The sequence below is a fragment of the Micromonospora craniellae genome (genome assembly GCF_014764405.1).
In the GTDB taxonomy this organism is placed as follows: Bacteria; Actinomycetota; Actinomycetes; order Mycobacteriales; family Micromonosporaceae; genus Micromonospora; species Micromonospora craniellae.
This window is the reverse complement of the sequence record NZ_CP061725.1, coordinates 4,848,808-4,862,119: the sequence shown is the minus strand read 5'-3', so window position 1 is coordinate 4,862,119 and position 13,312 is coordinate 4,848,808. Positions and strand designations below refer to the sequence as shown.

11 protein-coding genes and 5 pseudogenes are annotated in these 13,312 nt (G+C 71.6%); 3 read left to right on the top strand and 13 right to left on the bottom strand.

Annotated elements, in window-relative coordinates; translation table 11 throughout:
* The first annotated feature begins 58 nt into the window (after positions 1-58).
* Positions 59-1,504 carry an NADP-dependent phosphogluconate dehydrogenase gene (gene gndA, locus ID554_RS22130; RefSeq protein WP_117229493.1) on the top strand — a complete coding sequence of 482 codons (1,446 nt, stop codon included), beginning with the start codon at positions 59-61 and terminating at the stop codon, positions 1,502-1,504.
* A 120-nt stretch (positions 1,505-1,624) separates the two neighbouring features.
* Here the strand turns inward: gndA and ID554_RS22125 are convergent, their stop codons facing one another.
* The 3 genes from ID554_RS22125 to recO form a co-directional block, all read right to left on the bottom strand.
* Entirely contained in the window at positions 1,625-1,810 is a 186-nt protein-coding gene (locus tag ID554_RS22125) for a hypothetical protein (protein ID WP_117229494.1), read from the bottom strand.
* A 64-nt stretch (positions 1,811-1,874) separates the two neighbouring features.
* Positions 1,875-2,651: an isoprenyl transferase gene (locus ID554_RS22120; protein ID WP_191088916.1), complete on the bottom strand. Its 777-nt coding sequence runs from the start codon at positions 2,649-2,651 to the stop codon at positions 1,875-1,877.
* 77 nt (positions 2,652-2,728) lie between these two features.
* The gene (recO, locus tag ID554_RS22115; protein WP_117229496.1) at positions 2,729-3,571 is read right to left on the bottom strand and encodes a DNA repair protein RecO; all 843 of its coding nucleotides are present in this window, start codon (positions 3,569-3,571) and stop codon (positions 2,729-2,731) included.
* Here recO and ID554_RS31850 point away from each other — a divergent pair.
* Positions 3,467-4,249 (top strand): annotated as a pseudogene (locus ID554_RS31850) (DUF4097 family beta strand repeat-containing protein); the annotation flags it as partial. The gene recO and the pseudogene ID554_RS31850 sit on opposite strands and share 105 nt — an antisense overlap.
* Here the strand turns inward: ID554_RS31850 and ID554_RS22110 are convergent.
* The 10 genes and pseudogenes from ID554_RS22110 to ID554_RS22075 form a co-directional block, all read right to left on the bottom strand.
* Complete coding sequence (locus ID554_RS22110; protein WP_117229498.1) at positions 4,198-5,340, bottom strand: acyltransferase family protein; 1,143 nt, start codon at positions 5,338-5,340, stop codon at positions 4,198-4,200. The pseudogene ID554_RS31850 and the gene ID554_RS22110 sit on opposite strands and share 52 nt — an antisense overlap.
* A 171-nt stretch (positions 5,341-5,511) precedes the next feature.
* Positions 5,512-6,441 carry a GTPase Era gene (gene era / locus ID554_RS22105; RefSeq protein ID WP_117229499.1) on the bottom strand — a complete coding sequence of 310 codons (930 nt, stop codon included), beginning with the start codon at positions 6,439-6,441 and terminating at the stop codon, positions 5,512-5,514.
* The gene (locus ID554_RS22100) at positions 6,438-6,815 is read right to left on the bottom strand and encodes a cytidine deaminase (protein ID WP_117229500.1); all 378 of its coding nucleotides are present in this window, start codon (positions 6,813-6,815) and stop codon (positions 6,438-6,440) included. Before ID554_RS22100 ends, era begins: the two co-directional genes overlap by 4 nt.
* Positions 6,808-8,214, bottom strand: a complete 1,407-nt coding sequence (locus tag ID554_RS22095; protein ID WP_191088601.1) for a hemolysin family protein — start codon at positions 8,212-8,214, stop codon at positions 6,808-6,810. The genes ID554_RS22100 and ID554_RS22095 overlap by 8 nt, the downstream gene beginning before the upstream one ends.
* On the bottom strand, positions 8,190-8,663 hold the full coding sequence (ybeY, locus tag ID554_RS22090; protein ID WP_117229501.1) for an rRNA maturation RNase YbeY: 474 nt from the start codon (positions 8,661-8,663) through the stop codon (positions 8,190-8,192). The genes ID554_RS22095 and ybeY overlap by 25 nt, the downstream gene beginning before the upstream one ends.
* A 15-nt stretch (positions 8,664-8,678) precedes the next feature.
* Positions 8,679-9,041, bottom strand: a pseudogene (locus tag ID554_RS31845) (PhoH family protein); the annotation flags it as partial.
* A gap of 288 nt (positions 9,042-9,329) precedes the next feature.
* A pseudogene (locus ID554_RS31840) lies at positions 9,330-9,848 on the bottom strand (LAGLIDADG family homing endonuclease); the annotation flags it as partial.
* Between the two features lie 207 nt (positions 9,849-10,055).
* Positions 10,056-10,802, bottom strand: a pseudogene (locus tag ID554_RS31835) (PhoH family protein); the annotation flags it as partial.
* A 225-nt stretch (positions 10,803-11,027) separates the two neighbouring features.
* A complete protein-coding gene (locus ID554_RS22080) occupies positions 11,028-12,374 on the bottom strand; it encodes a serine hydrolase domain-containing protein (RefSeq protein WP_117229543.1) in 1,347 nt (448 codons plus the stop codon).
* A 29-nt stretch (positions 12,375-12,403) separates the two neighbouring features.
* Positions 12,404-12,766: a histidine triad nucleotide-binding protein gene (locus tag ID554_RS22075; RefSeq protein ID WP_117229503.1), complete on the bottom strand. Its 363-nt coding sequence runs from the start codon at positions 12,764-12,766 to the stop codon at positions 12,404-12,406.
* 296 nt (positions 12,767-13,062) lie between these two features.
* On the opposite strand from ID554_RS22075, the pseudogene ID554_RS33175 reads away from it, so the two are divergent.
* A pseudogene (locus ID554_RS33175) lies at positions 13,063-13,308 on the top strand (SDR family oxidoreductase); the annotation flags it as partial.
* Between the last annotated feature and the right edge of the window lie 4 nt (positions 13,309-13,312).

Genomic DNA, 13,312 nt, shown 5'->3' with positions numbered 1-13,312 from the left:
GGTCCGACCGCGATACCGTCGCAGCACTACAGGTAGACGGCGGAAGGTGGCGACGAGGATGGCGGATCGGGCTACGGCACAGATCGGTGTGACCGGGCTGGCGGTGATGGGCCGCAACCTGGCCCGGAACCTGGCTCGCAACGGGTTCACCGTGGCGTTGCACAACCGCTCGCCGGAACGGACCCGGTCGCTGGTGGCCGAGCACGGCGACGAGGGCACCTTCGTCCCGACGGAGTCGCTGGCGGACTTCGTCGCCGCGCTGGAGCGCCCCCGCGCGGTGATCATCATGGTCAAGGCGGGCGGCCCCACCGACGCGGTGATCGACGAGTTGGTGCCGCTGCTCGAAGAGGGCGACATCATCATCGACTGCGGCAACGCGCACTTCGCCGACACCCGCCGCCGGGAGGAGGCGCTGCGGACCAAGGGCCTGCACTTCGTCGGCACCGGCGTCTCCGGCGGCGAGGAGGGCGCCCTGTGGGGGCCGAGCATCATGCCGGGCGGGTCGGCCGAGTCGTACCGCAAGCTCGGGCCGATCTTCGAGAAGATCGCCGCGCAGGTCGACGGTGAGCCCTGCTGCCAGCACGTGGGACCGGACGGTGCCGGGCACTTCGTCAAGATGGTCCACAACGGCATCGAGTACGCCGACATGCAGCTCATCGCCGAGGCGTACGACCTGCTGCGGGCCGGACTGGGCGCGACCCCGTCGGAACTCGCGGAGATCTTCCGGGAGTGGAACTCCGGTGAGCTGGAGTCCTTCCTGATCGAGATCACCGCCGACGTGCTGGCGCACACCGACGCCGCCACCGGCGAGGCGTTCGTGGACGTGGTGCAGGACCGGGCCGAGCAGAAGGGCACCGGCCGGTGGACCGTCCAGATCGCCCTCGACCTGGGCATCCCGATCACCGGCATCGCCGAGGCGACCTTCGCCCGGTCGCTGTCCGGGCACGTCGACCAGCGCGAGGCCGCCGTGCGGGCGTTCCCGGACTCCGGGGAGAAGTGGCAGGTCGCCGACCGCGAGGCGTTCATCGAGGACGTACGCCGGGCGCTGCTCGCCTCCAAGATCGTGGCGTACGCACAGGGCTTCGACCAGATCCGCGCCGGCAGCGCCGAGTACGACTGGGGCATCGACCTGGGCGGCACGGCGACCATCTGGCGTGGCGGCTGCATCATCCGCGCCCGCTTCCTGGACCGGATCAAGCAGGCCTACGACGAGCAGCCGGACCTGCCCACCCTGCTGGTGGCACCATGGTTCGCCGACACCGTGCGCGACGGTGTGCCGAGCTGGCGGCGGGTGGTGGCCGAGTCGGCCCGGGTCGGCGTGCCGGCGCCCGCGTTCGCCTCGTCGCTGGCCTACTTCGACGCGCTGCGCGCGCAGCGCCTCCCGGCCGCGCTCATCCAGGGCCTGCGGGACAACTTCGGGGCGCACACCTACCGCCGTGTCGACCGCGACGGTTCCTTCCACACCCTGTGGGCCACCCCGGACCGCGCCGAGACCCCGGCCTGACCCACCCCGCCGTCTTGTGTGTTAGGAGGGGTCCCCTGCTATACACCAGGCGTTAGTAGGGGGCCCTTCCTTACACGTCGCCGCCCCCGCCTCCGAGAGGCGGGGGCGGCGCAGTGTACGTCAGAAGAAGCGGCGACGCCGGGCCTTCTGTGGGCGGATCATGTCGGCTCCCTGCGTGAGCAGGCGACTGGCCCGGGACGGGCCCCGCCGGGATTCCATCGAGTGGCTGAGCCGGCGGGCACCGGCGGCCGCCAACGGAACCGCAACGGCCATCACCGCCCACTGGGCAACGCGCTTGCGCATCATGTGGGTTCACCTCCGTCAGTGGCTGCTGACGACACTGATACCCAGTCCGGTCGGCCGCTAAGCGTCACACGGTCGGGGCCACCGGGTTGGGCAGCGCGCCGCCGAAACGTCGGTCCCGCTGGGCGTACAGTTCGCAGGCGTACCACAGGTGGCGGCGGTCGAAGTCGGGCCAGAGCGTGTCCAGGAAGACCAGCTCCGCGTACGCGCTCTGCCAGAGCATGAAGTTCGAGGTGCGCTGCTCGCCGGAGGGCCGCAGGAACAGGTCCACCTCGGGCACCTCCGGGTGGTACAGGTACCGCTCGACGGTCTTCTCGTTGACCTTGCCCGGGTCCAACCGGCCGGCGGCCACGTCCCGGGCGATCGCGGCGGCGGCGTCGGCGATCTCCGCCTGCCCGCCGTAGTTGACGCAGAACTGCAGAGTCAGCGTCGAGTTGCCCCGGGACATCTCCTCGGCAGTCTGCAACTCGGAGATGACGCTCTTCCACAGCCGTCCGGCCCGACCGGACCACACCACCCGCACCCCGAGGTCGACGAGCTGGTCGCGGCGGCGACGGATGACGTCCCGGTTGAAGCCCATCAGGAAACGCACCTCGTCGGGCGAGCGCCGCCAGTTCTCGGTGGAGAACGCGTACGCCGACAGGTAGGGGATGCCCATCTCGATGGCGCCCTCGACGGTGTCGAAGAGGGAGTACTCCCCCGCCTCGTGGCCCTTGGTGCGGGGCAGTCCGCGCTCCTTGGCCCAGCGACCGTTGCCGTCCATCACCACGGCGACGTGCCGGGGCACCGCCTCCGGCGGGAGCGCCGGAGGTCGGGCGCCCGACGGGTGCGGCGTCGGCGGCACCGGCGCGCGCCGGACGGCCCTGGTGGATCGGATCACTCAGCTCTCCCTGCTCGACTCCATCGACGCCTGGTCGGGCGTCAGCCCTCGCCGGCCGCGTCGCGCGGCGGGGCCGCCCCGGCGCGCCCGCCACCGGGCCGGACCGTGCCGGTGACCGGGCCGCCCCGGTCGACCAGCGGCAGCGAGCGTAACGCGCGCTCCAGGTGCCACTGCAGGTGCGCCGCGACCAGGCCACTGCATTCCCGGCGTACGCCGGTGTCGGTGGCATCGGCGACCCGCCAGTCACCGGTGGTCAGGGCCGACATCAGGTCGATGGTGGCCGGGGCGGGATGGGCCGCGCCGGGCGGGCGGCAGTCCGGGCAGACCGCGCCACCGGCCGGCACGGAGAAGGCCCGGTGCCGCCCAGGGGTGCCGCAGACCGCGCAGGCGGTGAGCGCCGGCGCCCAGCCGGCCAGCGCCATGCCGCGCAGCAGGTACGCGTCGAGCACCAGGGTCGTCGCGTGAGCGCCCTCGGCCAGTGCCTTCAACGCGCCCAGGGTGAGCTGGAACAGCCGCAGCGACGGCTCCCGCTCCACCGGGGTGAGTCGTTCGGCGGTCTCGGCGATGGCGCTGGCCGCGGTGTAGCGGGGATAGTCACCGAGGAACCGCTTGCCGTACAGGTCGATCCCCTCGACCTGGCTGACGCTGTGCAGCGAACTGCCCAGCTCGCCCTTGGGGTCACCGGCGAGTTGCAGGTCGACGTGACCGAAGGGTTCCAGCCGGGCGCCGAACTTCGAGGTGGTCCGGCGTACCCCCCGGGCGACCGCGCGCAGCCGGCCGTGTCGCCGGGTGAGCAGGGTGATGATCCGGTCCGACTCGCCGAGTTTCTGCACACGCAGCACCACCGCGTCGTCGCGGTAGAGCTGTCGGCGGTACCCGGGCATCGCGTCATTCTCCCTCCCCGCCGGAGTTCGGGTCTGCACCCGGGTCGGATCTCAGGGTCCGCTCGGGGTCAGCGAGCCGAGTCCGTCCAGATCACCGCGATCCGGCTCCTGCCCGGTGCCGGTGACGTGACGGTCCGGGCCGACGGTGGGGTGGACGGCGTCCGCATCAAGCGCGTGGTGCGCTACCAGGGCAACCAGCCGCAGACGACGTACGAGATCACCGGCACGGAACTGGTGCTGGACACCTCCTGTGGCAACCGGTGCAGCGTCTCCTACGAGGTCACCGCCGGTGAGGGGGGCAGCGTGCGAGGCGAGACCGGCTCCGGCGAGGTCGATCTGAGCCGGGTCGGCCCGGTGGAGGTCACGGTCGGCGCCGGCGACGTCCGGGTGGCCGGCGCCGCCGGAGGCGTCCGGGTGGAGTCCGGCTCCGGCAACATCGAGGTGTACGACGTGACGGAGCCGGTCGTGCTGCGCAGCGGATCGGGCGACATCACCGCGAACCGGCTCGAAGGCGAGGTGGACGCGGAGGCCCGGTCCGGCAACGTCACCGTCGAGCTGGACCGACCCGCCTCCGTCCGCGCGCACGCGTCCAGCGGCAACGTCGACCTGACCGTGCCGGACGGCGCCTACCAGGTGCGCTCGACGGTCGGCTCCGGCACGGCCGACGTGGGCGTACCGCACGACCCGTCCGCCACGGTCGTGCTCGACGTCGCGACCGGTAGCGGCGACCTCGCCGTCACGTCCCGCTGACCCCCGGCGGGCGGCGTGGGGCGCCCACCGGGGATCAGCTCGGGCGGGCGCTGCGCCGCCACGTCCTCGACCCAGCCGAACGCAGCGGTCACCACGCCCACAAGGACGAAGACCAACGCCACCCGGATGGCCTGACCCAACAGGTTCTGGTGCGACCAGCCCACCACGTCCACCAGCGGCGTGAGCGCGACCACGAAGGCCATGTGCCACAGGTACACCGTCAACGCCCGGCGGTTCAGCACGGTGACCGCGCGACCGACCAGCTCGTTGCGGTCCACCCAGGCCGCGCCCGACGGGGCCCGACCGAGCGCCACCAGGATGAACGCGGCCGACCAGAGGGCGTTGCCGAGTGGGATGTCGTTCAGGTCGTAACCGCGCGGCCCGGGGTTGGCCAGGATCCAGGCGCCGCCGGTCGCCGCGAGCAGCAGGACGACCGGCACCAGCACCCGGTTCGCCATCCGGCGCAGCATGCCCGCCTGGTGGGCGAAGCCCAGCAGCCAGGCCCCGAAGTAGAGGCCGAACTCGCGCAGCACGCCGTGCGGGTTCTCGTAGATGCCGAGCTCGATGGAGATCAGCAGGCAGTAGGGGGCGAGCAGGGTGGGCAGCGGGAACCGCCGGAACAGCCAGATGGCGATCGGCGAGGCGAGCACGAACCAGAGGTAGTCGCGCAGGTACCAGATCGGGCTCAGCGCGAGCGCGCCCCAGTAGTTCGCCGGCGGGTCGGCGACCGGGAACAGCCAGAGCAGCACCTTCGGGGTCAACGGCAGCCCGGTGAACAGCATCGCCGGCACGAAGATCGCCGCGACCACCCAGAGCGACGGCAGCAGCCGCCGTAGCCGTCGCCCCACCGCCGACGGCCCGACCCGGTACAACGTGGCGGCCATCAGCGATCCGGCCATCGCGAACATCACCGACATCGCCGGGAACAGCACGGTCAGCGAGGCCCAGCCGGTGACGTGGTAGACGACGACCCGCACGATGGCCAGTGCACGCAACAGGTCAAGGTAACGGTTTCGCATCAGCCTTCATCTATGTCCGGGGGCGGAGGCATACCCTCCCTACCCTCCGGGGCGCGTCACGGAAACGACCAACGACCCACCGGGATAGTGAAACTTCCCATATGCCTGACCGGTACCGATCAGCCTCTCCGGTGCCCGTCGTCCATTTCGCCCCGCCCTGATCGGGACAGGTCAGAACCCGAGCTTGCGCAACTGCTTCGGATCGCGCTGCCAGTCCTTGGCCACCCGGACATGCAGGTCGAGATAGATCTTGGTACCCAACAGCTCCTCGATCTGCCGCCGGGCGGCGGTGCCCACCGCCTTGAGCCGAGCGCCCCGGTGCCCGATCACGATCGCCTTCTGGCTCGACCGCTCGACGTACACATCGGCGTAGATCTTCATCAGACGGCCCTCGGGGATCATTTCCTCCACCACCACGGCGATGGAGTGCGGCAGTTCGTCGCGTACGCCCTCCAGCGCCGCCTCCCGGATCAGCTCGGCGACCAGCACCTGCTCCGGGTCGTCGGTGAGCATGTCGTCCGGATAGAGCTGCGGGGACTCGGGGAGATAACCCGTCATCACCTCGACCAGGGTGTCCACCTGGTGCCCGGAGACCGCGCTGACCGGCACCACCTCCGCGAACTCGCCCAGCTCACTGACGGCCAGCAACTGCTCGGCCAGCCGCTTCTTGTCGACCAGGTCGGTCTTGGTGACCACCGCCAGCACGGTCGCCTTCAACTCGGCCAGCTCCCCGGTGATGAACCGGTCACCACGACCGACCGGCTCGTCCGCCGGGATACACAGGCCGATCACGTCGACCTCGCTCCAGGTCTGCCGCACCAGGTCGTTGAGCCGCTCTCCCAGCAACGTCCGCGGCCGGTGCAGGCCCGGCGTGTCGACCAGCACCAACTGCGAGTCCGTCCGGTGCAGCACCGCGCGGATGACGTGCCGGGTGGTCTGCGGCTTGTTCGAGGTGATGGCGATCTTCTGGCCGACGATCGCGTTGGTCAGCGTGGACTTGCCCGCGTTCGGCCGCCCCACGAAACAGGCGAACCCGGCCCGGTAGGCCCGCTCACCCGGGCCAGCACTCCGCTCACCCGGGCCGGCACTCCGCTCGCTCATGCGGTGACCGTGCCGAGGACCGTGCCGTCGGGGGCGGCGAGGTGGACCGGGGCTTCGGTGGCCAGGTCGCGTACGGCCGCGTAGCCGGCGCCGTCCAGGGTGGACGCCTCGGTCACCACCACAGCGGCCTCCAGCCGGGTGGCGCCCGCCGCAGCCGCCGAAGCGACCGCCAACTGGAGCGCGGTGATCGTCAGCGAGGGCAGCGACACGCTTGCCGCCGCGTACGTGCGACCGTCCTGGTCCCGTACGGCCGCTCCCTCCACGGCACCCACCCGCCCCCGGGCACCCCGGGCGAGGATGACCAGCTTGCCGTCCTCGGCGCTCAACTCGGCGTCGGCGGGCAGGGCGGTCGGTACGGCGGGTGACTCAGGCATCGGCGGGCAGCCTCTCCTCGGATCGGTCGGTGTCGCCCCGGGAGGCCGTCGCCTCGCCACCCGGGTTCTCCTGTGTGTCGGACGGCTCGACCCGGTACACCAGCACCGTGTCGATCCGGTTGCGGCGGCCGGTGGTGCCCTCGGCGATCAGCCGGAGGCCGGACACCTCCGCCTCGGCGCCCGGGATCGGCACCCGGCCGAGGGACTGGGCGAGCAGGCCACCCACCGTCTCGACCTCGTCATGCGGCAGCTCGGTGTCGAACAGCTCGCCGAGCGCCTCCACCGGCAGCCGGGCGGTGACCCGCACCGCGCCGTCCGGCAACTGCTCGATCGGCGGGCGCTCGACGTCGTACTCGTCGGTGATCTCCCCGACGATCTCTTCGAGGATGTCCTCGATGGTGACCAGACCACCGGTGCCGCCGTACTCGTCGACCACGATGACCAGGTGGTTGCGGGCGGCCTGCATCTCCGAGAGCAGGTCGTCGACGGGCTTGGACTCCGGCACGAAGGTCGCCGGGCGCATCAGCTCGGCCACCGGAAGCTGCCGGTCCTCGGCGGCCCCGCCCTGGGTACGCCGGATCAGGTCCTTGAGGTAGAGGATGCCGAGCACGTCGTCGACGCTCTCGCCGATCACCGGGATCCGGGAGAAACCGGAGCGCAGGAACAGCGCGAGCGCCTGGGAGAGGTTCTTGCCCGACTCGATCCACACCATCTCGGTACGCGGCACCATCACCTCACGGGCAATCGTGTCGCCGAGGGCGAAGACCGAATGGATCATCTGCCGTTCGCCGTGCTCCACCACGCCCCGCTGCTCGGCGAGGTCGAGCAGTTCACGCAACTCGACCTGGGTGGCGAACGGCCCCTCCCGGAAGCCGCGCCCCGGCGTGACCGCGTTGCCGATCAGGATCAGCAGCGACGCCAGCGGGTTGAGCACCCGGCCCAGCCAGCGCACCAGCGGCGCGGCCGAGCGGCCCACCGCGTACGCGTGCTGCCGGCCGAGGGTACGCGGGCCGACGCCGACCACCACGAAGCTCACCACGGTCATCGCCCCGGCGGTGACCAGTGCCGCCCGCCAGCCCGCCCCGAAGGTGTCCACCGCTACCAGCGCCACCAGCGTGGTGGCGGTCAGCTCGGCGAGCAACCGGAGCAGCAGCAGGAGGTTGAGGTGACGGACCACGTCACCGGCGACCGTCTGGAGGGTACGGGCGCCCCGGGCACCGTCGCGGGCCAGTTCGGCGGCGCGGGCCGGGGAGACCGCGGCCAGGGCGGCCTCGGTCATCGCGATCAGGCCGGCGAGCACCACCAGCCCGGCCGCGAAGACGAGCAGTTGCAGGTCGGGTAGGCCGGTGGCGGGAGCGGCCAGCACAGTGTCCATCACCGGGAGCGGGTCGACCGCCAACTGGACAGCAGCCGGGCCTGGAGCCCGAACATCTCCCGCTCCTCCTCCGGCTCCGCGTGGTCGTAGCCGAGCAGGTGCAGCACGCCGTGCACGGTGAGCAGGTGCAACTCGTCGGCGGGGCTGTGCCCGGCGGTCGCGGCCTGCTTCGCCGCCACCTCCGGGCAGAGCACGATGTCACCGAGCAGGGCCGGCTCGCCACCGGCGGCGGAGTTCTCCCCCGGCCCGTGGTCGACGCTGCCCTCGTCCATGGGGAACGCGAGCACGTCGGTGGGACCGTCGCCGCCCATCCAGCGATGGTTCAGCTCGGTCATGTAGTCGATGTCGACCAGCAGCACGGAGAGTTCGGCGAGGGGGTTGACCCCCATCTCGTCGAGCGCGTGCCGGGCGACGGCGAGCACGGCGTCGGTGTCGACCTCGACACCGGACTCGTTGGCGATCTCGATGGACAACTGTCTTCCCTCGGTCTAGCGGCGCCGGCCGGCGCGGTTGCCCTGGGCAGTGCGCCCGGCCACCGCGTGCACGCCCTGGGCCTGCTGATTCTCCCGCTCTGCGTCCCACCGGGCGTACGCGTCGACGATCTGACCGACCAGTCGGTGCCGCACCACGTCGGCGCTGGAGAGCTGCGCGAAGTGCACATCCTCCACGCCTTCCAGGATCTCCCGGACCACGCGCAGCCCACTGGTCGTCCCACCGGGCAGGTCCACCTGGGTGACGTCACCGGTGACCACGATCTTGGAGCCGAACCCGAGCCGGGTGAGGAACATCTTCATCTGCTCGGGCGTGGTGTTCTGCGCCTCGTCGAGGATGATGAACGCGTCGTTGAGCGTGTTGTGCGTGACCAGGAACTCGTCGGTGACGTACAACGAGTCCTCCGCCGCCACCTGGATGCACATCGTCTCCTGCACCCCGGCCGGGATGATCGAGTCGATGAAACGCATCGGACGGCCGCCACCGCGCTCCTCGTACCGCTGACGCTTGCGGGCCAGCTGGAAGGGCGGGACACCCTCGGGTAGACGGATCTCCACCACGTAGGCGTCGGCCCGATGGGCGTCCGGACGGCCGTTCGCCAGACCGGGTTTCCGGCCCTCCGCCGCTCGGACGCCCCACGTCGCGACACCGCCCAACGACTGGACGAGGTAGACGACATCGTCCCGCAGTCGGGAAGAGGTCGTCGAGTACTGCACGCGGCAGGTGCGTCCCGCCTGCGTGGACGGCCCCCCGTCCATGTCCAGCAGCCCCTGCAGGACGGCCAGTCGGACGTCGACGCTGTTGTGCTTGTAGACGTCGGGCACGAACGTGGCCCCCGACCTGGCTCCGGTCAGACCCAACTCCCGGAGCGCGACGGTCACCGGATTGGCCACGATCACCCCGCCGCGGTGCCCGTGCACGTGCCGGAGCACGTAGTCACTCTTGCGGACGAGTTCGATGTCGGTGAGCGCGTCCTCGATCGCGTGGGCGAGTTCCGGGTCCGCGGTGCAGAAGCCCGGCGTCGTTCGGGACGAGATGGCGCCGTCCCCGAGCAGCAGACCGAGCACGTACGGATCTAGCGGAACGTCCTGCGGCTCCAGGTACACGGGCGCGACGACCGGGAGTTCGTAGCGGCGGGTGTGCCCCCGCCACTCCTGCCCGATCATCTCCCGGGTCTCGAGCGTGCGCCGACGGCCGCGTCGCTTGTCCTCCGCCGTGGCGACGGTCCAGAGGTGTTCGCCGCAGCACAGGGTGGACGCCCCGTCCTGGGTGGTGACCCGGTAGACCTTCTTGGGCCCCTGCGGATATATGCCGATCACCGGCGTGGGCGTTCCGTTCGACCCGATGACCAGGTCGCCGACCTGGAGCGATCCGAACGGCTTGAAGCCCTCCGGCGTCAGGACCCGCGCGTCGTACGGCTGCGCCCTACCCCGCATGTACGCCAGCGGGGCGACCTCGATGGTGCCCGCCGCCATCAGCTTCGGGATGGTCTCCGGGTCCAGCATGTCGTGCAGCGCGTCGTAGAGCGGGCGCAGGTAGGGGTCGATCTTCTCGTTGAGCGTGCCGGGCAGGAAGCCCAGCCGCTCCCCCGCCTCGACCGCCGGCCGGGTCAGGATGATCCGGTTGACCTGCTTGGCCTGCAACGCCTGGACCGCCTTCGCCATGGCGAGATAGGTCTTGCCGGTGCCGGCCGGGCCGATGCCGAAGACGATGGTGTGCGTGTCGATCGCGTCGACGTAGCGCTTCTGCCCGAGCGTCTTGGGGCGGATGGTGCGCCCGCGCCGGGACAGGATGTTGAGCGTCAGGACCTCTGCGGGCCGCTCCGCGCCGCCCTGTTCGAGCATGCCGACGGTACGCCGGACGGCGTCTGTGGTCAGGGTCTCGCCTTTCTCGATCAGTTCGAGGAGTTCGCTGAAGATCCGCTCGGCGAGGGCGTTGTCGGCGGGGGCACCGGTGATCGTGATCTCGTTGCCGCGTACGTGCACGTCACTGTTCACGGAGCGCTCGACCAGTCGCAGGATCTCGTCACCCGCGCCGAGCAGGTTGACCATGATCTTCGAGTCGGGGACCGTGATCCTGGTCTGCACCCGGGGCGGGCCGGGAGGTGGGGTGCCGGTCATAGGTCGGGCCGAGGGGCCCTGCGCCACCTGCTCTCGATCTCGGTGCCGGGCCTGCTGCCACGGCGTGCGGACGTTGCCCCCATCGTATCGGTTGGACGGCGTGGACACGCCGCCCATTTACCTCGGGAAGGATCGGCCGCGACCCGCTGGCGCGCCTGCTCACGCCGGGGTGGGCGGGCGGTCGTCACGCCAAACGACGACTGGCGCACAAGTAGACAAAACTCCTCAGTCGCCGGTCCGGAAGTCGTACCTGTCGAAGGTCTCCTGCCGCCGGGTGAACCGGTAGGTCGCCCAGTGCATCCGGACCACCTCCCCGGTGGCGTCCCGGGTCAGCCGGAGCAGTTCGCCGACCTCCCGCCCGGAGACCGTCCGGAACACGTCCGGCCGCTCCGGCACCGGCGCGAAGACCGCCGGGGGCTTCTCCGACGGGTCACCGGCGGCCCGGGCCTGCAGGGTGCCGTCGTGCCAGCCGAAGACGTACTCGAAACCCTCGCCCCACCAGCGGCCGAGCAGGCCGCGCAGATGTTCCGGGGCCGGTTCGCCCGGCCGCCAGGGCGTGATGTCGGCCGGGTCGTGCTCGACCGAAGCGGCGAGCAGCCGGTGCGGCAGATCCAGCAGTTCCACGGCGGTACCGGAGGAACCGAGCACGGCGGCGCCGAACGCGGCGGGAGTGCCCTCACCGCCCCGCCGGCCGTACACCCCGGCCAGGAACCCGGGCATCGCGCCGTCGTGCCCGACGTGCACCACCCGCTGCCCCTGCGGCACCAGGATCAGGCCGAGGCCGAAGCCGGCCGACCACGATGTCTCGTCGGTGACCGTCACCGGCCAGCGCATCTCCTCCAGGGTGGCCGGGGCGAGCACCGCGCCGGTCGGGTCCAGCGCCGCCGGGTCGGCCAGGAAGGCGGCCCAGCGGGCCATGTCACCGGCGGTGCTCCACAACTGCGCGGCGGGGCCGACCGCGCCGAAGTCGGTCGGCGGCTCCGGGCGCGCCTCGTCGGAGTACGCGTCCACCAGGAAGCCGGTCGCCGCGCGGGGACCCGGGTCGACCGTGGTCGCGGTCAGCCCGAGCGGGGCGAGCACCCGGTCGGCCAGCACCTCGACCCAGGTCCCGCCCCGCACCTGCCCGACGAGCCGGCCGAGCAGCGCCATCCCCAGGTTCGAGTAGTGGTAGCGGCGGCCCGAAGGCAGCACCCGCTCCGCTCGGGCCAACTCGGCGACCAGCCGGTCGGCGTCCGGTGCCCGTAACGTGTCCCAGACGTCGCCGTACGGCTCCCGTTGCAGGCCGGCGGTGTGCGACAGCAACCGCCGCACGGTCAACTCGCCGTGTGCCGGCAGGTCCAGATGCCGGTCCAGCGGATCGTCGAGGTCGAGCAGGCCGTCGTCGCGGCACTGCAGGGTCAGCACGGCGGTGAACGTCTTGGTCACCGAGCCGATCCGGAACCGGGTGTCCGCGTCCAGCGCGGTGTCGTTGCCGGTGCCGCCGACCACGCCCGTCCACAGCGGGCGGTCGGCACGGTGCACCGCCGCCGCCACGGCCGGCACCCGTCCCCGCGCCTGGACCTGCCGCACCATCCGGTCGAGCCGACCGGTGGCGGCTGTGGTCACGCCACGCTCCGGGCCAGCATCGGCCCGAGCGGCGCACCGCCCAGCAGGTGCGCGTGCACGTGGAAGACCTCCTGGCCGCCGTACGCCCCGGTGTTGAACATCAGCCGGAAGCCGTCCCCGAGCAGGCCCTCGTCCTCGGCCACCGCGGCGGCCGTGCCCAGCACCTCACCGGCCAGCGCCGGGTCGCCGCCGGCGAGGGTGGCCACGTCGGCGTAGTGCTCCTTGGGGATGACCAGGACGTGCACCGGCGCCTTCGGGTCGATGTCGCGGAAGGCGAGCGTGGTGGGGGTCTCACGGACCACGGTGGCCGGGATCTCCCCGGCGACGATCCGGCAGAACAGGCAGTCAGCAGTACTCACCGGGGCAGTGTAAGGAAGGGCCCCCTACTAACGCCTCGTGCATAGGAAGGGTCCCTTCCTCACATCCGGGCCGGGTGCGGGAGGATGGCGCGCATGGCAGGGCGGCGACGGCCACCTGGTGGTCCGCGCCGACCTGGCCGACCCCGACGCGGTACGGGCGATGGTGGACAAGGCCGCACGACGGCTCGGCGGGCTCGACGTACTCGTCAACAACGCCGGGGGGGGTCGGCCCGGCCGACCCACCGCACCCGGTCTTCGAGAGCAGCTACGAGCAGTGGCAGCGACGGTGGCGCGAGATCCTGGACACCAACCTGCTCGGTGCGGCCAACGCCGCCTGGTGCGCCGCCCAGCACATGCGCGCGGGCGGCGGGCGCATCGTCAACGTCTCGTCGCGCGGCGCGTTCCGGGGCGAGCCCGCCAACCCGGCGTACGGCGCCAGCAAGGCCGGACTCAACGCGACGGCCCAGTCACTGGCGGTGTCCCTGGCGCCGTACGGCATCGCGGTGGCCACGGTCGCGCCCGCTTTCGTGGCGACCGACATGACCC